The organism is Burkholderia sp. FL-7-2-10-S1-D7 (assembly GCF_001524185.1).
Classification (GTDB): Bacteria; Pseudomonadota; Gammaproteobacteria; order Burkholderiales; family Burkholderiaceae; genus Burkholderia; species Burkholderia diffusa.
The window spans coordinates 332,340-351,494 of record NZ_LOWY01000017.1; the positions used below are offsets into that span (position 1 = coordinate 332,340).

The window sequence follows — 19,155 nt, forward strand, 5'->3', positions numbered from 1 at the left end:
GTTGCGCTCAGAAACCTCGGGTTTTCCCTTGTGACGCCATGCAAAATGGTCAAAATATGGGCAAAAGCTGAATAAATAAGGGATTCATGCCTGGTGTGGCAAGATCGGCGGCCGGCACGAATTGTGAAATGCTGTCGGCAGACATCGTATCTGTTGGGCTACAATGAACCCATCATTCCCGAAACACGGAGCACACCCCATGCAACTGACTGGAGAAATGCTGATCGGCGCCGACGCGGTTGCCGGCTCGGCCGGTACCTTGCACGCGTTCGACCCGACGAAGGGCGCACAGATCGATGCGCCGGCATTCGGCGTGGCGACGCAGGCCGACATCGAGCGCGCGTGCGAACTCGCACGCGACGCCTTCGATGCGTACCGCGCGCAGCCGCTCGAGGCCCGCGCGGCGTTTCTCGAAGCGATCGCCGACCAGATCGTCGCGCTCGGCGACGCGCTGATCGAGCGCGCACACGCCGAAACGGGCCTGCCCGTCGCGCGGCTGCAGGGCGAGCGCGGCCGCACCGTCGGCCAACTCCGGCTGTTCGCGCGCGTCGTGCGCGACGGGCGCTTCCTCGCCGCGTCGATCGATCCCGCGCAGCCCGCACGTACGCCGCTGCCGCGTTCGGACCTGCGGCTGCAGAAGGTCGGGCTCGGGCCCGTCGCGGTGTTCGGCGCGAGCAACTTCCCGCTCGCGTTCTCGGTGGCCGGCGGCGATACCGCGGCGGCACTCGCGGCCGGCTGCCCGGTGATCGTGAAGGCCCATGAGGCGCATCTCGGCACGTCCGAGCTGGTCGGCCGCGCAATTCGCGCCGCGGTGGCGGAATGCGGGATGCCGGCGGGCGTGTTCTCGTTGCTGATCGGCCACGGCCGCGTGATCGGCGCGGCGCTCGTCAGCCATCCGGCGGTGCAGGCCGTCGGCTTCACCGGGTCGCGCCAGGGCGGCATGGCGCTCGTGCAGCTCGCGAACGCGCGCCCGCAGCCGATTCCCGTCTATGCGGAAATGAGCAGCATCAACCCGGTCGTGCTGTTCCCGGCCGCGCTGGCCGCGCGCGGCGACGCGATCGCGACCGGCTTCGTCGATTCGCTGACGCTCGGCGCCGGCCAGTTCTGCACGAACCCGGGCCTCGTGCTGGCGGTCGACGGCCCCGACCTCGACCGCTTCGAGTCCGCCGCCGCGCAGGCGCTCGCGAAGAAGCCGGCCGGCGTGATGCTGACGCGCGGCATGGCGGACGCGTATCGCAATGGCAGCGGCAAGCTGGCCGAACTGCCGGGCGTGCGCGAAATCGGCGCGGGCGAGGCGGCGCAGACCGAATGCCAGGCACGCGGCGCGCTGTACAAAGTCGCCGCGCAGGCGTTCCTGGCCGAGCCGGCGTTCGGCCACGAAGTGTTCGGGCCGACATCGCTGATCGTGCGCTGCCGTGATCTCGACGAAGTCGCACGCGTGCTTGACGCGCTCGAGGGCCAACTGACGGCCACGCTGCAGATGGACGCCGACGACAAGCCGCTCGCGCGCCGCCTGCTGCCGATCCTCGAGCGCAAGGCCGGGCGCCTGCTCGTCAACGGCTACCCGACCGGCGTCGAGGTGTGCGACGCGATGGTGCACGGCGGGCCGTTCCCGGCGACGTCGAACCCGGCCGTCACGTCGGTCGGCGCGACCGCGATCGAGCGTTTCCTGCGGCCCGTGTGCTATCAGGATTTCCCGGACGACCTGCTGCCGAAGGGGCTGCAGGAAAGCAATCCGCTCGGCATTCCGCGGCTGCGGGACGGCAAGGCGGAGTGACGGTGCGGCGGCGCGGCGCGAAGCCGCACCACATGCTGAAGGAATGAAAGCGGGGGCGGCCGGCTGGCTGCCTCCGCTTTTTTCATGATGGGTTGGGTTCCGCGTCACCGGAATGTCTCCTGCAGGAGCGGGGCCTCGGGCCGCCCGGCCCGCTGATGCAGGCCAGCAGCGCGTTTCTGACCGCGAAGCAGTCGGCAACGATGACGGGCGGCCGGTTCTTCGATGCAGTCGTCGATCGCGACGTGCTGGGGCAGATTCCCGGTGACGAGTCGAACGCACGCGTGCGTGCGGGCGCGCAAGGGCAGGTCGAGGCGACCCGGATCAAGCTCGGCAACGTGCGTCACCGGATCATCGGCGTCATCGCGCAGATGACACCGCGCGCATCGCGGCGGGATGCGTGGCATGCCCGCCGCTGCAAACGACCGCGGCCGGCAGGTGCCGGCCGCGATGCAACACAGGCAACGAGCCGGTCGCGGTGCCGTTGAAGACGCCGCGCCGGCCGTACCCGCTTACTGTGGGCCCATCTTCTTGATCAGCACGTCCAGTTCGGCCATTTCGGCGTCGGTGAGGTCGACGAGCGGCGCGCGCACCGGGCCGGCGTCGTGGCCGACGAGCTTCGCGCCCGCCTTCACGATGCTGACCGCGTAGCCCGCGCGACGGTTGCGGATATTCAGGTACGGCAGGAAGAATTCGTCGATCAGGCGGCCGACCGTTGCGTGGTCGTCCTTCGCGATCGCTTCGTAGAACGCCATCGCCGTCTTCGGGATGAAGTTGAACACGGCCGACGAGTACACCGGCACGCCGAGCGCCTTGTACGCGGCTGCGTAGACTTCGGCCGTCGGCAGGCCGCCGAGATATGCGAAGCGGTCGCCGAGGCGGCGGCGGATCGTGACCATGCTCTCGATTTCACCGACGCCGTCCTTGAAGCCGATCAGGTTCGGGCAGCGATCGGCGAGGCGCTCGAGCATGTCGGCGTTCAGCTTCGAATTCGCGCGGTTGTACACCACGACGCCGATCTTCAGCGCGCGGCACACCTGCTCGACGTGTTCGGCGATGCCTTCCTGGCTGGCTTCGGTCAGGTAGTGCGGCATCAGTAGCACACCGCTCGCGCCGAGGCGCTCGGCTTCCTGCGCGTATTCGATCGCGACGCGCGTCGCGCCGCCGGCGCCGGCCAGGATCGGCACCTTGCCCTTGCACGTTTCCGTCGCGACGCGGATCACGTCCGAATACTCGCGCTGCGTGAGCGAGAAGAATTCACCGGTGCCGCCGGCCGCGAACAGCGCGGTCGCGCCATACGGTGCCAGCCATTCCAGACGCTCGGCATAGGTGGTCGGGCGGAAGCTGCCGTCCGCGTCGAAGTCCGTCAGCGGAAACGACAGCAGGCCGTGGGAGATGATCTGTTTGAGTTCTTGCGGTGAAGTCATGGTTGGGTCGTCCGTCTTGCGCGAGTGCTGGGTTCGTCGGGTACGGCATCCGAGCCATATTGGCGATGTCGTTGTATGTCATCGTACAACGCAAGAAAGAGCAGTGCAAGCGGTTTGCCGGCTGGAAAAGGGTAGGGTCTTTCCGGATAAGGGTTTACGCAGCATCGCAGGTTGGTGTTGAATGTCATATGATGACTAACGATTTGACTGGTGGCCTTCCAGGAATTCCGATGACTGCTTCCCCGCTTTATATCCGCGTGCACCCCGACGACAACGTCGCGATCGTCGTCAACGATGGCGGCCTGCCCGAGGGCGCGACGTTCGCCGACGGCCTGACGCTGCGCGAAGGCGTGCCGCAAGGGCACAAGGTGGCGCTGGTCGACCTTGCGGCCGGCGACCCGATCGTCCGCTACAACGTCGTGATCGGCTATGCGCTCACCGAGCTGCGTCGCGGCAGCTGGGTCAATGAGCGCACGATGCGCATGCCCGAGCCGCCGGGGCTCGACGACCTGCCGCTCGCCACGCGCGCCGCGCCGCCGCTGGCGCCGCTCGAAGGCTATACGTTCGAGGGCTTCCGCAATCCGGACGGTTCGGTCGGCACGCGCAACATCCTCGCGATCACGACGACCGTGCAGTGCGTGTCGGGCGTCGTCGAGCATGCGGTGAAGCGGATCAAGGACGAACTGCTGCCGCGTTACCCGAATGTCGACGACGTGGTCGGGCTCGAGCACACGTATGGCTGCGGCGTCGCGATCGATGCGCCCGATGCCGACATCCCGATCCGCACGCTGCGCAACATCAGCCTGAACCCGAACTTCGGCGGCGAGGTGATGACGGTGAGCCTCGGCTGCGAGAAGCTGCAGCCCGAGCGCCTGCTGCCACCCGGCGCGATTCCGCTGACGGCCGACGGCGCGACGGACAACGGCGGCGTGGTGTGCCTGCAGGATGTCGCGCACGTCGGCTTCAACTCGATGATCGACTCGATCATGAAGATGGCCGAATCGCACCTCGAGCGGCTGAACCGCCGCCGCCGCGAGACGTGCCCGGCGTCGGATCTCGTCGTCGGCGTGCAGTGCGGCGGCAGCGACGCGTTCTCGGGGCTCACCGCGAACCCGGCGGTCGGTTTTGCGGCCGACCTGCTCGTGCGCGCGGGCGCGACGATCATGTTCTCCGAGGTGACGGAAGTGCGCGATGGCGTCGCGCAGCTCACGTCGCGCGCGGCAAACGAGGACGTCGCCCGCGAGATCATCCGCGAGATGGACTGGTACGACCGCTACCTGCAGCGCGGCCGCGTCGATCGCAGCGCGAACACGACGCCTGGCAACAAGAAGGGCGGCCTGTCGAACATCGTCGAGAAGGCGATGGGTTCGATCGTGAAATCGGGCAGCGCGCCGATCGCCGGCGTCGTGCGGCCCGGCGATCGGGCGCGGCAGAAGGGGCTGCTGTACGCGGCGACGCCCGCGAGCGACTTCATCTGCGGCACGCTGCAGCTCGCGGCGGGGATGAACCTGCACGTGTTCACGACCGGCCGCGGCACGCCGTACGGCCTCGCGCAGGTGCCGGTGATCAAGGTCGCGACGCGCAGCGATCTCGCGCGCCGCTGGCACGACCTGATGGATCTCGACGCGGGGCAGATCGCGACCGGCGCGGCCTCGATCGAGGACGTGGGCTGGGAGCTGTTCCGGCTGATGCTCGACGTCGCGAGCGGCAAGCGCCGCACGTGGGCCGAGCAATGGAAGCTCGCGAATGCGCTGACGCTGTTCAACCCGGCGCCGGTGACCTGACGCGCGCGGTTGCGGCGGGCAGACGATGCGGGCGCCTTCGAGCGCCCGTTTTCGATTGCGGCGGCGCGATTTCCTTACCTCGAACGTAATCGACCGCCCATGCGAGGCCGGTGACGATGACGGCACGCGAACACGAAACGTCCGCGGCGCTGTCCTTCCTTCATCCAGACCAGGAGCCTCGCATGAACACCGCCCAAACCGTCCAGTCGGCTCACGCCGACCTGATCGACCGCTATTTCGACGCCTGGAACGAGCCCGACGCCGCACGCCGGCGCGCGCTGATCGATGCGACCTACGCGAGCGACGCGGCCTATCGCGATCCGCTGATGGCCGGCGACGGCCACGCGGGCATCGACACGATGATCGCCGCGGTGCAGGCGCGCTTCCCCGCGTTCCGGTTCCGCCGCACGACCGACGTCGACGGCTTCGGCCAGCACCTGCGCTTCTCCTGGGCGCTCGTGTCGCCCGACGGCGCGGCGATCGTGAAGGGTTCGGATTTCGGCACCGTCGATGCGTCGGGCCGCCTGAAGTCGGTCACGGGCTTCATCGACGAAATGCCGGCCGCGGCGTCGTGACGTGAGCGATGCACGCCCGGTGACCGCCGGGATCGGGTAACTTATGCCGTTCGTTCCCGATCCCGGAGATGTGCCCACATGCTGAAGAATCTCGATCCTCTGCTGCACGCCGACATCCTGCACACGCTGCGCGCGATGGGCCACGGAGATGAAGTGGCGATTTGCGATGCGAATTTTCCGGCGGAATCCGTCGCCGAGCACACGGTGGTCGGCCGCGCGCTGCGCATCGACGGCGCCGACTCGGCGCGCGTCGCGCGCGCGGTGCTGTCCGTGCTGCCGCTCGACACGTTCGTCGATACGCCCGCGTGGCGGATGGAAGTGGTCGGCGACCCCGCCGCGGTGCCGCCCGTGCAGCGCGAAGTGCAGGCCGAAATCGATCGCGCGGAAGGGCGCGCCGTGCCGCTCGAGGGCCTCGATCGATTCGCGTTCTACGAGCGCGCGCAGCAGGCGTATGCGGTGATCGTCACCGGCGAGCTGCGTGGCTACGGCTGCTTCCTGTTCAAGAAAGGTGTGCTGTTGAGCGACGCCGCTTAGGGCCTGTTCCCTTTATTCGCGGCGACGGCGGGCGTCGTTCTTCGTGGTGCCGTCATGCTTGCGTCGCCGCCGCAGCGTAAAGATTTGCTACAACCTTTTTCTTGGACACCGCGAAAAGTCCCTCTATGCTGGCCCATTTGCCGCGGGCCCGACAGGGCCGCGCGGTTCCGAACCGCACGGGCACGCCCCGCGCGGACGGCCGAACTGCATACGAGGAGAGAGGCATGACGCGTTCCGTCGATTCCGGCGTCATTTTTTTCGCGCGCCTGGCGCTGGCGGCGTTGTTCTTGTGGGGCGGCGTGATGAAGCTGCTCGGCTACAGCGACTTCATCGGATATCTGCATGGGCTGAACGTGCCCTATCCGCAGGTGATGGGCCCCGTCGTCGTCACGATCGAGGCACTCGGCGGCCTGCTGCTGATCGTCGGCTACAAGGTCAAGCCGCTCGCGTTGCTGATGGCGTTCTATACGATCGCGACCGCGATGGTGGGACACAATTTCTGGGACGCGACGGACGCCGCGGTCCAGCACGACATGGTGATCCACTTCTGGAAGAACATCGCGATCGCCGGCGGTTTCCTGCTGCTGTTCGTGACCGGTGCGGGCGGCGCGAGCATCGACGCGCTGCGCCGGCCGAGTTCGTCGTACGGCGTGCTGCGCTGAGTCGAACCGGGCTGAACGGCGCGATGCACGCACGTCGCGCGCCGCGCTGAGCCAACACAAAAGGGCCGAATCCCGCACGCCGCGGGATTCGGCCCTTTGTTCATCCGGCCGACGCGTGCGCGCCGGCGTTCAGCGTGCGTCCTTCAGGTCCTTCGCATCCTTCGAGAACTGCACGGCGATCGCGCCGAGCACGCAGATCGTCGCGACGTACACGACCGGCGCGAGCGGGTTCGACTTCATCATCAGCGACACGATCACCGGCGTCAGACCGCCGAAGATCGCATACGCGACGTTGTACGAGAACGAGATGCCCGAGAAGCGCACGACCGCGGGGAAGCTCTTGACCATCACGAACGGCACCGCACCGATCGTGCCGACCATGAAGCCGGCAATCCCGTAGTACAGCGGCAGTGTCGACGCGTCGGCCGCGACCTGCGCGAACAGCAGGTAGTAGCACGCGGCCAGCACGAGGCCGCCGATGCCGAGCACGCGCTTCGCGCCGATCCAGCCCGCGAGCGAGCCGGCGGTGATGCAGCCGGCCGTCAGGCACAGCGTCGCGATGCTGTTCGCGAACAGCGTGGTCGCGGGCGTCAGGTGAAACTGCTTCTGCAGCAGCGCGGGCGTCATCAGGATCACGACGACGATCGCCGCCGACAGCATCCACGTGAGCAGCATCGACACGATCACCGCGCGACCGTGGTCGCGCAGCACGGCCTTCAGCGGAATCTCGGCCGCGAGCGCCTTCTTCGCCTTCATCTCGGCGAACACCGGCGTCTCGTGCAGCCAGCGGCGCAGGTAGACGGAGAACAGGCCGAACACGCCGCCGAGCAGGAACGGAATGCGCCACGCGAATGCGATGACTTCGGCGCCCGAGTAACGGCTGTTGATGCCGGCGGCGACCAGCGAGCCGAGCAGGATGCCGGCCGTGAGGCCCGCGGTCAGCGTGCCGCACGCATAGCCGATGTGGCGCGACGGCACGTGCTCCGACACGAATACCCATGCGCCCGGCACTTCGCCGCCGACCGCCGCGCCCTGCAGCACGCGGAACAGCAGCAGCAACACCGGCGCGAGGATGCCGATCGATTCGTACGTCGGCAGCAGGCCCATCAGCAGCGTCGGCACTGACATCATCAGCACGCTCAGCGTGAACATCCGCTTGCGGCCGAACAGGTCGCCGAAGTGCGCCATGATCACGCCGCCGAGCGGACGCGCGAGATAACCGGCCGCGAAGATGCCGAACGTCTGCAGCTGGCGCAGCCAGTCGGGAATGTCGTGCGGGAAGAACAGCTGTCCGATCGCGGGTGCGAAGAACACGAAGATGATGAAGTCGTAGAACTCGAGGGCACCGCCGAGTGCGGCAAGGCCAAGAGTTTTATAGTCGCTGCGCGTGAGCGCGCGTTCGGCGGCGCGAGGCACGCCGCTCAATTCGGAAGCTTGCATGGTCAGGACGATCGGTTTTTGAATGTTGTTGTCGGTGCTGCGTCTCCAGAGCCCGCTATCGGCATGGACTGGCAAGGCGCGGCTTGCGTCGTCGAGCGTGTGCCGAGCGCCGGATGGGGCACGCGACACGCACCGTCGCACCGGGATGGGGCGCGACGCAGACGAAGCGTCAAAGCGGGTGGGGGGATTCTACAGGAGCGCGAAATGCGCGCGCGCGGGGCCGCGCCGAGGAATGCTTCGGACTTCGTCGAGCCGAAACGCACGCGGCGCGGCAGGCGGGTGATCCGCAGGCCGCGCCGCGCGTGACAGGGACTGCGCGATCAGTTGCCGGCGATCGTGTCGACCGGCTTGAACGCGCCGTGCTCGACCTTGTAGATCGTCACCGGCGCATCCTTCAGGTCGCCCTTCGCGTCGTATGCGATGCTCGGCGCCGACACGCCCTTGATCGACACCTTGCCGAGATACGGCGTATAGACCTTCGGGTCGGTCGAGTTCGCGTTCTTCATCGCGGTGAGCAGCGCGATCGTGCCGTCGTACGAGTAGGGCGAATAGGTGATGACGTCTTCATTGAAGCGTGCCTTGTAGCGCGATGCGTAGCCGGCGAAGCCCGGCATCTTTTCCTTCGGCAGCCCGCCCATGTAGACGATCGCGCCTTCGGCCGCTTCGCCGCCGACCTTCAGGAACGTCGGCGAGCGCGACATCTCGCCGGTCACGAAGGCGGACTTCATCCCGAGCTGGCGCATCTTGCGGATCATCGGCGAAGACTGCGCGTCGCCGCCGCCGTAGAAGATCGCGTCGGGGTTGAGGCCCTTCAGGTTGGTCAGGATCGCCGAGAAGTCGAGCGCCTTGTCGTTCGTGAAGTCGCGCTTGACGATCGTGCCGCCCGCGGCCTGCACGGCCTTCGCGAATTCGTCGGCGATGCCCTGGCCGTAGGCCGTGCGGTCGTCGATGATCGCGATGCGCTTGAAGCGCAGCGTCTTCACCGCGTACGTGCCGACGATGCGGCCGGCCTGCGCGTCGCTCGTCAGCAGCCGGTAGGTGGTCTTGTAGCCGCGCGCCGTGTATTGCGGCGACGTCGCCATCGAGATTTGCGGCAGCCCCGCGCGATCGTACAGGTCGGACGCCGGAATGCTCGTGCCCGAGTTGAAGTGGCCGATGACGCCGCGGACGTTGTCGTCGATCAGACGCTGCGCGACCGTCGTGCCGGTGCGCGGGTCGGCCTGGTCGTCCTGCGAGTCGAGCTGGAACGTGACCGGCTGTCCACCGATCGTCGGATGCGTCGCGTTGAAATCGGCGATCGCGAGTTGCACGCCCTTCTGCATGTCCGTGCCGTAGTTCGACTGCGGCCCCGTCAGCGGTGCGGCGAAACCGATCTTGACGACGTCGGCGGCGATGGCGTGTGCGCCCGACAGTGCGCAGGCAGCGGCCAGCGCGACGTGCGATACCTTCAGCTTCACTTTCACTTCCCCTTGATGGCGTGGTTGGGCCGCCGCCGGCCAGCGGGCCGGTGCGGTAAACCGGGCGAGACGTATCGGTCTGCAGGCCTGTGCGACAGCCGTGCGGGGTGTGCCATGCGCCGCGCGGGTTATGCCGGAATCGGCGTGCGCGGTGTTGGCGGGATGTCGTCTCGTAACCGTTGATCGAAGTCTAGGTAGCGAAAATGCGCGCGTCTTGCGCGTTCGATGCGTGACCGGCGACGATTTCGGCATATCGTAGATAACCCTGATATATGCCGAAATCGTCATGTAGAACGCGCAATCGCGCCAAGACGTGACGCGCCGGCATTTCTAGGATGGCGGGTCCGGGCGGAGGTTGTCTCGGCATCAGTTGGGTGCATCGATATCGCCGACGTTGCCGACCGATGCCCGGCGCCATGCAGCGGGCCGATGCGAAATCGACGCCGCCCGGCAAGCGCGCGGCGCAGTGGTTGCGCGCACAACCGCACGACGTGCGATGCGCCGACGTAGGCGGCCACCCGTTCGTCGCCGATCGGCGGGGCGTTGCGCGGACCGCCGTTCGCCGAGCCGCCCGATCGCTTGCCCGAGATCGCCACGACGTGTTCTCGGGCGCGCTCCTATAATCGACGCCATCAGCCACTCCCTTCGCAGATGCCGGGATGACGACCTTCCTTGCCGTACCGCCCATGAGCCTGTCCGACACGCTGCGCTACCAGCCCGACAACGCCGATCTCGGCGCGATGCTCGCGCACTTCCGCCTGCTCGAGCCGGTGTTCGACGCGCTGCCCGACGTCGCATTCTTCGTGAAGGACGCGAACGGCCGCTACGCGCTCGTCAACCGCACGCTGGCGATGCGCTGCGGCTACAAGGACAAGCGCGACCTGCTCGGCAAGACGACCGACGAAGTGTTTCCGCGCCGCTTCGGCCGGACCTATTTCGAGCAGGACATGGCGACGATCACGGCCGGCCAGCAGCTGATGGACCAGCTCGAGCTGCATCTGTATCCGGGCCGCCAGCCGGGCTGGTGCCTGACCTGCAAGGAGCCGCTGCGCGATGCGGGCGGCAAGGTGGTCGGTCTCGCGGGCATCTCGCGCGACCTGAAGGCGCACGAGGGTTCGCATCCGGCCTACAGCAAGCTCGCCGACGTGGTGCAGCACATCCAGGATCACTACGTGCAGCCGTTGAACCTGAAGCAGCTTGCGCAGATGGCCGGGATGTCGGTCGCGCAGCTCGAACGCTACTTCCACAAGGTGTTTCACCTGACGCCGCGCCAGGTGCTGCTGAAAACGCGGCTCGACGCGGCCACGGCGCTGCTCGTCACGCACGACAAGGTGACCGACGTCGCGGCGCTATGCGGTTATACGGATCACAGCGCGTTCACGCGCCAGTTCAAGGCGACGGTCGGCATGACGCCGACGGAATACCGGCTGATGCTGCAGGATCGGGCGGGGTGAAGTGACGCGCCGGGCGGGCCGGCGGGTCTGAGGGATCGGGGCGATGCGGGGAGGCGGTGAAAACCTTGGCTCAGCGGTAGCCGAGCCCTTTCAGGACGGCCGTGCCGTCTTCGGTCAGCCGGAAGCTGGGGGCCGTATCGGGGTCGAGCCTGACCATTTCGACGAGACCGGCTTCCTGCAGCGCAGGCAATTCGGCTTTGGCGTTCGCGGCGATCGGCGCATGCAGCAGCACGAGCAACGTCGCGATTTCGTGATGACTGAGCAGGCGGCGCAGCATCGTCTTCTTTGCAGGGGGCGCGGCCGGGCGGCCCGCGGGTGCTTCTACGGCGCTCATCGCTTTCCTCCTTTTCGAGATAACCATCGGGTACTGGTTGCGGATGGTGCCGTCGAAGACTTAAGCGATTCTTAAAACCGCGGTGGCCGAGCGGATGCTGCAGTGCGACGTGCGTTACGGGATGTAACCCAAGCCGGGCGGCCGCTTCCGGCCCCGAGCGGCTGCCCTTGCCGGACGGGGCGCCGCCGCGGCATTCACCACGATGGTGCGTCCGCGCGGCGGGCATCGCAGGGTCGTCGTTGTTTTCTCATTCGCCCCTGCGCGAAATTCGCTTGCTCCCTTATTTCCTGCGCTGGGCCTGCGCGGCGAGCCGCACGGCCGCGTTGGCCGCGCCGTAGCCGTCGTAGCCGCCGCGCCGCTCGACGATTTCGAGCGAGAAGCGGTTGTCGACCAGTTCCGTATACGCATGCAGGAATTCGCCGCCGTCTTCGTCGCGGTCGTACAGCAGATGGTGAGCGCTCAGCGTGTCGATCAGCTCGTCCGGCAGCGCGTAGCGCGCGGCGAGATCGTCGTAATAGTTCGGCGGGATCCGCAGGAACGGCACGCCGTCGGCCGCGAACGTGGCGACCGTCTTCACGATGTCGTCGGTCCGGAACGCGACGTGGTTCAGCCCCGTGCCGTGATAGCGGTTGAGCGATTCGGCGACGGCCGTATGGCGGTCGACCGACGCATTCAGCGCGATCCGCACCGAGCCGTCGGCGCTGCGCACCGCGCGGCTGCGCATCAGGCCGTACGGATCGGGCACGAGCCAGCTGCGCTCGGCCTCGAAGCCGAAGGCGGTCTTGAAGAACAGGATCCACGTATCGAGCGCGTCGGCCGGCAGCGCGAGGCAGACGTGATCGATGCCCGTCAGCGGGCCGACCTCGGTCGGGCCGTCGATGTCGGTCAGTACGAAATCCGACTCATACAGCGTTGGCGCGTTCGGCGTCTCGTCGACGAAGTATTCGAGGCTGCCGTCCGGCGCCTGCACGCCCGGCAGCACGCGCTCGTTCGGGCCGACGCGCCCGGAAAACGGCGCGTAGCCGAAGCCGGCCGCGCGTTCGAAGGCCACTTTCGCATCGTCGACGCGGAACGCCGACGCGCACAGCGACAACCCGTGCTGCTGGAAGAACGCGTCGGCGAACGAGTCGCGCTCGGCGTTCAGCACGATCGATGCGGCACCGTGCTGGAACAGCGTCACGTCCTTCGATCGATGACGGCCCGCGAGCCGGAACCGCATCCGGCCGAGCCATTCGCCGACGGTGGCTGCCGCCTGCGCGTCGACCGCGAATTCAATGAACTGGAACCCGACGTGCGCGGGCGGCGCCGGCGGCGCGAACAGCGGCTGGCCGGCGGCGGGCGCGCGGCCGTCCTGTGCGAGCCGCGCGCACGTCAGTTCTTCCAGATAAAGCAGCGAGCGGTGGCCGTCGGCGGCCGTGATTGCTGTCGGCGCGGCGCGGAAGCCGTCGTTGAATATCTCGAGCGACAGCGGCCCCGTATAACCGGACTCGATCACGCGGGCCGTGAAGCGCGCGAGGTCGAAGTCGCCCTGGCCGGGGAACGAGCGGAAGTGGCGGCTCCATTCGATCACGTCCATCGCGAGCTTCGGCGCGTCGGCGATCTGCACGAACGCGATCCGGTCGCCGGGGATGTCGGCGATCGCGTCCGGCGAATCGTCGAGCGACAGCGTATGGAAGCTGTCGAGCGCGAGGCCGAGATGCGGGCTGTTCACCGCGTTCACGAGCTGCCATGCGTGGCTGTACCGGTTCACGACGCGGCCCCACGCGAGCGCCTCGTACGCGGCGATCACGCCGGCCTGCCGCGCGGCTTCGGCGAGCGCGCCGAGCTGGTCGACCAGCAGCGCATCGTCCGCGATCGTGTCGGGCGACACGTTGCTGCACACCAGGATGCGGTCGGTGCCGAGCGCGTGCATCACGTCGAACTTGCGGCGGATGCGGTCGAGATTGCGGGCGAGCTGGGCCGGGCTCACGCCCTCGAAGTCGCGAAACGGCTGGAACAGCACGATGTCGAGGCCGAGATCGGCGGCCATGCGCCGCACGTCGGCGGGCGATCCGTCGAAGTAGACGAGGTCGTTCTCGAAGATTTCGACACCGTCGAAGCCGGCGGCCTGGATGGCGGCGAGCTTCTCGGCGAGCGTGCCGGACAGTGACACGGTGGCGATCGAGCGCTGCATGGGCGAATCCTGCGGATGAGCGGGGCGTAGCGTCGGCCGGACCGGGCCGGAATGAACCAGTCGTTGAATTGCCTGCGGGCGCCACATCCCGAATTTACTTGGGGAGTATGGGGAATTATACAAACTAACTAGGTGGTACAAATTAGCGAAAACCCGAAAAGACTTTGCGCTTGCGCAAGCGCACACTAGCGCCAAATCTTGACGTCAAGGGGCGCGGTCGGCTAACGATTCGCCCCTGTTTTAGGAGCAGAAACACCATGAGCAAGCACAAGGTGCTGGTGCTGAACGGCCCGAACCTGAATCTGCTGGGGACCCGTGAGCCCCATATCTACGGCGCGGAAACCCTTGCCGACGTCGAGCAGCGTTGCCGCACGGCGGCCGAAGGGCTCGGGCTGGAGATCGACTTCCGCCAGTCGAACGCCGAGCACCAGCTGATCGACTGGCTGCATGCCGCGCGTCACGATACGCACGGCATCGTGATCAACCCGGCCGCGCATACGCACACGTCGGTCGCGCTGGCCGACGCGCTGTCCGCGATCGCGAAACCCGTGATCGAGGTGCATATCTCGAACGTGCATCGTCGCGAGGCATTCCGTCACCACTCTTATGTGTCGGCGGTGGCCGAAGCCGTGATCTGCGGCTGCGGCACCGAAGGCTACGTATTCGCGCTGCAGCGCCTGTCGACCCTTTTCGCGCAGGGAGCCGCACGATGAGCCGCCCGTCTTTTCTGATCGGCCTGATCGGCCAGGGCATCGGCGGTTCGCTGTCGCCCGCGATGCATGAGGAAGAAGGCTTCCGCCAGGGTTTCGGCTACGTGTACCGGCGCATCGATCTCGACGTGCTCGGCGTGACCGCCGACGCGCTGCCGGAACTGCTCGATGCCGCGCAGCGGATGGGCTACAACGGGCTCAACATCACGCATCCGTGCAAGCAGCGCGTGATCGAGCACCTCGACTCACTGTCGGACGACGCGCGCGCGCTCGGCGCGGTGAATACCGTGCTGTTCAAGGACGGCAAGCGGATCGGCCACAACACCGACTGGTCGGGTTTCGCGAAGTCGTTCCGCCGCGGGTTGCCCGGTGTGTCGCTCGAGCGTGTCGTGCAGCTGGGCGCGGGCGGCGCGGGTGCGGCCGTCGCGCATGCTGCGCTGCAGATGGGCGCCGCCGAACTGACGATCTTCGACGTCGACGGCACGCGCGCCGCCACGCTCGCGGGCGAACTGCAGCAGCGCTTCCCGGCCGCCCGGGTTACACCGGGCAGCGATCTCGCGGCCGCGATGCATGTCGCGACTGGCCTGATCCACGCCACGCCGACCGGCATGGCCAAGCATCCAGGCCTGCCGCTGCCGGCCGAGCTGCTCCGCGCGGGAATGTGGGTTGCCGACATCGTGTATTTCCCGCTCGAAACCGAACTGATCCGCGCCGCGCGCGCGGCCGGCTGCGCGACGCTGCCGGGTGGCGGGATGGCCGTCTACCAGGCCGTCGATGCGTTCGAGATCTTCACCGGACGCACGCCGGACGACGAGCGAATGTTCGAACATTTTCAGTCGCTCGTCGCGCGCTGACCTTTTACCGACTAGCTGAAAAAGAGACCAGGAGACGACCATGCAGCACACCACCCACACGAACGCCGCGCCCGCGGCGGCCGGCACGGTCCGGCGGACCTCGGCGCGCTACAAGATCCTCGCGCTGCTCGCGATCGGCACGATGATCAACTATCTCGACCGTACCGTGCTGGGGGTGGCTGCGCCGCAGCTCACCAAGGAGCTTGGCATCAACGCGGCGGTGATGGGCATCATGTTCTCCGCGTTCTCGTGGACGTACGTCGCGATGCAGGTGCCGGGCGGGCTGTTTCTCGACCGCTTCGGCAGCAAGGTCACCTATTACTGGTCGATGACGCTGTGGTCGCTGTGCACGTTGCTGCAGGGCTTCGTGCCCGGTGTCGGAACGTTGCTCGCATGCCGGCTCGGCCTCGGCGTGACGGAAGCGCCGTGTTTCCCGACCAACAGCCGGGTCGTCGCGACGTGGTTCCCGCAGAACGAGCGCGCGATGGCGACCGGCACCTACACCGTGGGCGAGTACATCGGTCTCGCGTTCTTCAGCCCCGTGCTGTTCGCGCTGATGGGTGCGTTCGGCTGGCGCTCGCTGTTCTGGGTCGTCGGCGCGATCGGCATCGTGTTTGGTCTGGTCTGGTGGAAGTTGTATCACGAGCCGCGCAACCATCCGGCCGCCAATTCGGAAGAACTCGCGTACATCGAAGCAGGCGGCGGTCTCGTGCACGGCGCGCGCAAGGACGGGGACAAGAGCGGCAAGCCCGCACAGGCCAAGTTCAGCTGGTCGATGGCCGGCCGGCTGCTGAAGAAGCGTCAGCTCGCGGGTATCTGCCTCGGCCAGTTCGCCGGCAACTCGACGCTCGTGTTCTTCCTGACCTGGTTCCCGACCTATCTCGCGACCGAGCGCCATATGGGCTGGCTGAAGATTGGCTTCTTCGCGGTGATGCCGTTCATCGCCGCGTCGGTCGGTGTGATGTTCGGCGGGATCTTCTCCGACTGGCTGCTGCGCCGCGGCAAGTCCGCGAACCTCGCGCGCAAGCTGCCGATCATCGCGGGCCTGCTGCTCGCGTCGACGATCATTCTCGCGAACTACGTGACGAGCAACGAAGCCGTGATCGCGATCATGTCGGTCGCATTCTTCGCGCAGGGGATGGCGGCGCTCGGCTGGACGCTCGTGTCCGACATCGCACCGGACGGCCTGCTGGGCGTGACCGGCGGCATCTTCAACTTCGCGGCGAACCTCGCCGGCATCATCACGCCGCTCGTCGTCGGCTTCATCGTCGCATCGACCGGATCGTTCGTCGGCGCACTCGTGTTCATCGGCGTGATCGCGCTGATCGGTGCGCTGTCGTATATCTTCGTCGTCGGCGACATCAAGCGGATCGAACTGTAAGTACCGGCTCCACGCACACTCGGTGCGTTCGCCCGGCGACCTGTGGGTCGCCGGGCTTTTTTGTTTCTGCCTTCCCAGCTTGCGGGCCGGGGCATGCGTCAGCGCTCACGCGCGCTGCACGGCAATCCCGAGCGATTCGACCGCCTGCGCGATCGCCGCGACCGCACGCCGGATGTCGCCGGCATCGATCGCGCCGATGCAGCCGACGCGGAACGTTTCGAGTTGCGTCAGTTTGCCCGGATACAGGATGAAGCCCGCGTCGCGCACTGCGTCGTAGAAGCGGCGGAAATCGTAAGCCGGATGGTCGGGCGCATGGAACGTGACGATCACCGGCGCCTGCACGCTTGCGTCGAGGAACGGCGTGAAGCCGAGCGCGCGCATCGATTCGATCAAGGTCCGGCAGTTCTCCGCATAGCGCGCACCGCGCGCCGGCTGGCCGCCTTCGGCCAGGTACTGGTCGAGTGCGGCGCGCAGCGCGGCGATCACGTGGGTCGGCGGCGTGAAGCGCCACTGGCCCGTCTTGCGCAGGTATGCGTACTGATCATGCAAGTCGAGCGCAAGCGACGGCGAGTTGCCTTCGCTCGCGTCGAGTACATCGCGCCGCACGATCGCGAACCCCATCCCCGGCACGCCTTCCAGGCATTTCCCGCTTGCCGAGATCAGCGCGTCGATTCCGCTGTCCGCCAGCACGATCGGCAACGCGCCGAACGAACTCATCGCGTCGACGATCAGCCGCTTGCCGTGCCGCCGGCACGTGGCCGCGATCGCGTCGAGCGGATTCAGGATGCCGGCGCTCGTTTCCAGGTGCACCAGCGCGACGTGCGTGATGCGTGGCTCGCGCGCGAACGCGGCTTCGATCGCCGCCGGGTCGACCGCGGCGTCCTCATCGAACGGCAGCGCGATCGCCTCGATGCCGAGCCGGCCGAGGATCTTCAGGATGCGCGCGCAATACGCGCCGTTGTCCGGCACCAGCACGACGCCGTCGCGCGGCACGAGCGTGCCCAGCGCGGCCTCGACCGAAAACGTGCCGCTGCCTTGCATCGGCACGCACACGTATTCGTCGCCGCCGCGCGCGATCGCGACGAGATCCGCGCAGACACTGGCCGTCAATTGATTGAAAGCGGCGTCCCACGAGCCCCAGTCATGTTGCATTGCGTGGCGTGTTGTGGCGGACGTGGTAAGCGGACCGGGCGTGAGCAGAATCGGGTCGGGCATGGCTTTTTCTCCAGCAATGGTCGGACGAAACGCCGGGTCGGCATTTCTGAGTGACTTGCATGATATTGGCAAAATGTGTCATTTTTTGGAAATTGTGGCACTCGTCACGGCGTTGTCATCGAACGCTGTGATCCTTCGGTTGCCGCGCGAGACCACCCGCAGCGCGGCAGCGAGGCAGGCCGGTTGTCGGTCTGTCCGACTGAAAGGAGCCGGATCGTGCCCCGGCCGTTTGGTGTTCCGCCTACGGAGAAGTGAGATGACACTGCAGAATTCCTCGCGCGCCGCTGCCGGCGCGTTCCGCAAGCTCGCGCTGGCCGCCTGCGCCGCCGGTCTGCTGCAAGGTGCCGCGATGCCCGCACATGCGGCGAACGCGGTCGTGCTGTATACGGCTGACGGTCTCGAGAATCTCTATCGCGATGTGCTGCCGCCCTTCGAGAAGAAGGAAGGCGTCAAGGTCAACATCGTGACCGCGGGCAGCGGCGAGGTCGTCAACCGCGCGAACATCGAAAAGAACTCGCCGAAGGCCGACGTGATCGTCACGCTGCCGCCGTTCATTCAGCAAGCCGGCCAGATGGGCCTGCTGCAGCCGTACCAGAGCGTGAACTACAAGAACGTGCCGGCGATCGCGAAGGCCGAGGACGGCACGTGGGCGACGTTCGTGAACAACTACTTCTCGTTCGCGATCAACCCGGACGTCGTGAAGAACCAGCCGAAGACGTTCGCCGACCTGCTGTCGCCGGCGTACGCCGGCAAGGTCGCGTACTCGAACCCGGCCACGGCCGGCGACGGGATGGCCGTGCTGATCCTGACGACCTCGCTGATGGGCGAGGACAAGGCGTTCGACTACCTCGCGAAGCTGTCGCAGAGCGTGAAGTTCCACACGAAGGGCACGGGCTACCTGAACGTGCTGCTGTCGCGTAACGAGATCAGCGTCGCGAACGGCGACCTGCAGATGGACCTCGACGACGCTGAACACGGCGCGCTGTCCGTCAAGCCGATCTTCCTGGCAGCGAAGGACGGCGACCAGCCGACCACGTTCCAGCTGCCGTACGGCATCGGCCTGATCAAGAGCGGCCCGAACCAGGACGCCGGCAAGAAGTTGATCGACTACCTGATGTCGACCGAAGTGCAGTCGAAGGTGCCGGACATGTACGGCATCCCGGGCCGCACGGACGTGCCGCTGGCCGGCAAGAACGGCGAAGCGGTCAAGAAGGCGATCGCGGGCGTGAAGCTGATCCCGGTCGACTGGACCCAGGTGATGGCGAAGAAGCCGGTGTGGATCGAGCGCTGGAAGAAGGACGTGATCGGTAACTCGGGCAAGCAGCTCGACGTCGTCAAGCCGAAGTGATCGGCGCACGCCGCCTGTATTAGTGAGCAAGAG

General features: G+C 67.0%; 18 protein-coding genes. 11 read left to right on the forward strand and 7 right to left on the reverse strand.

All coding sequences use genetic code 11. From position 1 onward, the window contains the following. Positions 1-199: 199 nt before the first annotated feature. Together WS75_RS10300 and WS75_RS34500 are read left to right on the forward strand one after the other, a co-directional pair. Complete coding sequence (locus WS75_RS10300) at positions 200-1,777, forward strand: aldehyde dehydrogenase (NADP(+)) (protein WP_059680381.1); 1,578 nt, start codon at positions 200-202, stop codon at positions 1,775-1,777. Positions 1,778-1,932: 155 nt separating this feature from the next. Next, complete coding sequence (locus WS75_RS34500; protein WP_257129352.1) at positions 1,933-2,262, forward strand: hypothetical protein; 330 nt, start codon at positions 1,933-1,935, stop codon at positions 2,260-2,262. Between the two features lie 24 nt (positions 2,263-2,286). Here WS75_RS34500 and kdgD read toward each other — a convergent pair whose 3' ends face one another. After that, a complete protein-coding gene (kdgD, locus tag WS75_RS10310; RefSeq protein WP_059680382.1) occupies positions 2,287-3,201 on the reverse strand; it encodes a 5-dehydro-4-deoxyglucarate dehydratase in 915 nt (304 codons plus the stop codon). A 230-nt stretch (positions 3,202-3,431) separates the two neighbouring features. Between kdgD and garD the strand changes: the two genes are divergently transcribed. From garD to WS75_RS10330, 4 genes are all read left to right on the forward strand, one after another. Beyond that, the gene (gene garD, locus WS75_RS10315) at positions 3,432-4,985 is read left to right on the forward strand and encodes a galactarate dehydratase (protein WP_059680383.1); all 1,554 of its coding nucleotides are present in this window, start codon (positions 3,432-3,434) and stop codon (positions 4,983-4,985) included. Between the two features lie 182 nt (positions 4,986-5,167). Continuing rightward, the gene (locus tag WS75_RS10320) at positions 5,168-5,560 is read left to right on the forward strand and encodes a nuclear transport factor 2 family protein (RefSeq protein WP_059680419.1); all 393 of its coding nucleotides are present in this window, start codon (positions 5,168-5,170) and stop codon (positions 5,558-5,560) included. Positions 5,561-5,638: 78 nt separating this feature from the next. Beyond that, positions 5,639-6,094: an RbsD/FucU family protein gene (locus WS75_RS10325; RefSeq protein ID WP_059680384.1), complete on the forward strand. Its 456-nt coding sequence runs from the start codon at positions 5,639-5,641 to the stop codon at positions 6,092-6,094. 224 nt (positions 6,095-6,318) lie between these two features. Further along, positions 6,319-6,756 (forward strand): DoxX family protein, encoded by a 438-nt coding sequence (locus WS75_RS10330; RefSeq protein WP_059680385.1) that lies wholly within the window; start codon positions 6,319-6,321, stop codon positions 6,754-6,756. Positions 6,757-6,885: 129 nt separating this feature from the next. Here the strand turns inward: WS75_RS10330 and WS75_RS10335 are convergent, their stop codons facing one another. The 3 genes from WS75_RS10335 to WS75_RS33490 all read right to left on the reverse strand — a co-directional run bounded on the left by WS75_RS10335 (position 6,886) and on the right by WS75_RS33490 (position 10,249). After that, entirely contained in the window at positions 6,886-8,196 is a 1,311-nt protein-coding gene (locus WS75_RS10335) for an MFS transporter (protein WP_059680386.1), read from the reverse strand. Between the two features lie 320 nt (positions 8,197-8,516). Continuing rightward, complete coding sequence (locus tag WS75_RS10340; protein ID WP_059680387.1) at positions 8,517-9,653, reverse strand: branched-chain amino acid ABC transporter substrate-binding protein; 1,137 nt, start codon at positions 9,651-9,653, stop codon at positions 8,517-8,519. 284 nt (positions 9,654-9,937) lie between these two features. Further along, entirely contained in the window at positions 9,938-10,249 is a 312-nt protein-coding gene (locus WS75_RS33490) for a hypothetical protein (protein WP_156429746.1), read from the reverse strand. Between the two features lie 63 nt (positions 10,250-10,312). Between WS75_RS33490 and WS75_RS10345 the strand changes: the two genes are divergently transcribed. Continuing rightward, positions 10,313-11,107, forward strand: a complete 795-nt coding sequence (locus WS75_RS10345; protein ID WP_059680388.1) for an AraC family transcriptional regulator — start codon at positions 10,313-10,315, stop codon at positions 11,105-11,107. 70 nt (positions 11,108-11,177) lie between these two features. Here WS75_RS10345 and WS75_RS10350 read toward each other — a convergent pair whose 3' ends face one another. Both WS75_RS10350 and WS75_RS10355 read right to left on the reverse strand, forming a co-directional pair. Next, entirely contained in the window at positions 11,178-11,441 is a 264-nt protein-coding gene (locus WS75_RS10350; RefSeq protein ID WP_059680389.1) for a hypothetical protein, read from the reverse strand. 280 nt (positions 11,442-11,721) lie between these two features. After that, positions 11,722-13,614 carry a bifunctional sugar phosphate isomerase/epimerase/4-hydroxyphenylpyruvate dioxygenase family protein gene (locus tag WS75_RS10355; RefSeq protein ID WP_059680390.1) on the reverse strand — a complete coding sequence of 631 codons (1,893 nt, stop codon included), beginning with the start codon at positions 13,612-13,614 and terminating at the stop codon, positions 11,722-11,724. Positions 13,615-13,871: 257 nt separating this feature from the next. Here WS75_RS10355 and aroQ point away from each other — a divergent pair, with 257 nt between their 5' ends. Genes aroQ through WS75_RS10370 form a run of 3 tightly spaced genes read left to right on the forward strand, consistent with a single transcriptional unit; the run spans position 13,872 to position 16,559 of the window. Next, the gene (gene aroQ, locus WS75_RS10360) at positions 13,872-14,327 is read left to right on the forward strand and encodes a type II 3-dehydroquinate dehydratase (RefSeq protein WP_059680391.1); all 456 of its coding nucleotides are present in this window, start codon (positions 13,872-13,874) and stop codon (positions 14,325-14,327) included. Beyond that, complete coding sequence (locus WS75_RS10365) at positions 14,324-15,178, forward strand: shikimate dehydrogenase (protein WP_059680392.1); 855 nt, start codon at positions 14,324-14,326, stop codon at positions 15,176-15,178. Before aroQ ends, WS75_RS10365 begins: the two co-directional genes overlap by 4 nt. Positions 15,179-15,218: 40 nt before the next feature. Beyond that, positions 15,219-16,559, forward strand: a complete 1,341-nt coding sequence (locus WS75_RS10370; protein WP_059680393.1) for an MFS transporter — start codon at positions 15,219-15,221, stop codon at positions 16,557-16,559. A gap of 105 nt (positions 16,560-16,664) precedes the next feature. Here WS75_RS10370 and WS75_RS10375 read toward each other — a convergent pair whose 3' ends face one another. Next, positions 16,665-17,774: a 2-aminoethylphosphonate--pyruvate transaminase gene (locus WS75_RS10375; RefSeq protein WP_059680394.1), complete on the reverse strand. Its 1,110-nt coding sequence runs from the start codon at positions 17,772-17,774 to the stop codon at positions 16,665-16,667. A 256-nt stretch (positions 17,775-18,030) separates the two neighbouring features. Here WS75_RS10375 and phnS point away from each other — a divergent pair, with 256 nt between their 5' ends. Next, complete coding sequence (phnS, locus tag WS75_RS10380; protein ID WP_059680395.1) at positions 18,031-19,122, forward strand: 2-aminoethylphosphonate ABC transporter substrate-binding protein; 1,092 nt, start codon at positions 18,031-18,033, stop codon at positions 19,120-19,122. Positions 19,123-19,155: the final 33 nt, after the last annotated feature.

Bases quoted from the DNA above. Each gene is read 5' to 3' on its own strand.
- WS75_RS10300 (WP_059680381.1), top strand. From the start codon at position 200: ATGCAACTGACTGGAGAAATGCTGATCGGCGCCGACGCGGTTGCCGGC.
- WS75_RS34500 (WP_257129352.1), top strand. From the start codon at position 1,933: ATGCAGGCCAGCAGCGCGTTTCTGACCGCGAAGCAGTCGGCAACGATG.
- kdgD (WP_059680382.1), bottom strand. From the start codon at position 3,201: ATGACTTCACCGCAAGAACTCAAACAGATCATCTCCCACGGCCTGCTG.
- garD (WP_059680383.1), top strand. From the start codon at position 3,432: ATGACTGCTTCCCCGCTTTATATCCGCGTGCACCCCGACGACAACGTC.
- WS75_RS10320 (WP_059680419.1), top strand. From the start codon at position 5,168: ATGAACACCGCCCAAACCGTCCAGTCGGCTCACGCCGACCTGATCGAC.
- WS75_RS10325 (WP_059680384.1), top strand. From the start codon at position 5,639: ATGCTGAAGAATCTCGATCCTCTGCTGCACGCCGACATCCTGCACACG.
- WS75_RS10330 (WP_059680385.1), top strand. From the start codon at position 6,319: ATGACGCGTTCCGTCGATTCCGGCGTCATTTTTTTCGCGCGCCTGGCG.
- WS75_RS10335 (WP_059680386.1), bottom strand. From the start codon at position 8,196: ATGCAAGCTTCCGAATTGAGCGGCGTGCCTCGCGCCGCCGAACGCGCG.
- WS75_RS10345 (WP_059680388.1), top strand. From the start codon at position 10,313: ATGACGACCTTCCTTGCCGTACCGCCCATGAGCCTGTCCGACACGCTG.
- WS75_RS10350 (WP_059680389.1), bottom strand. From the start codon at position 11,441: ATGAGCGCCGTAGAAGCACCCGCGGGCCGCCCGGCCGCGCCCCCTGCA.
- WS75_RS10355 (WP_059680390.1), bottom strand. From the start codon at position 13,614: ATGCAGCGCTCGATCGCCACCGTGTCACTGTCCGGCACGCTCGCCGAG.
- aroQ (WP_059680391.1), top strand. From the start codon at position 13,872: ATGAGCAAGCACAAGGTGCTGGTGCTGAACGGCCCGAACCTGAATCTG.
- WS75_RS10365 (WP_059680392.1), top strand. From the start codon at position 14,324: ATGAGCCGCCCGTCTTTTCTGATCGGCCTGATCGGCCAGGGCATCGGC.
- WS75_RS10370 (WP_059680393.1), top strand. From the start codon at position 15,219: ATGCAGCACACCACCCACACGAACGCCGCGCCCGCGGCGGCCGGCACG.
- WS75_RS10375 (WP_059680394.1), bottom strand. From the start codon at position 17,774: ATGCCCGACCCGATTCTGCTCACGCCCGGTCCGCTTACCACGTCCGCC.
- phnS (WP_059680395.1), top strand. From the start codon at position 18,031: ATGACACTGCAGAATTCCTCGCGCGCCGCTGCCGGCGCGTTCCGCAAG.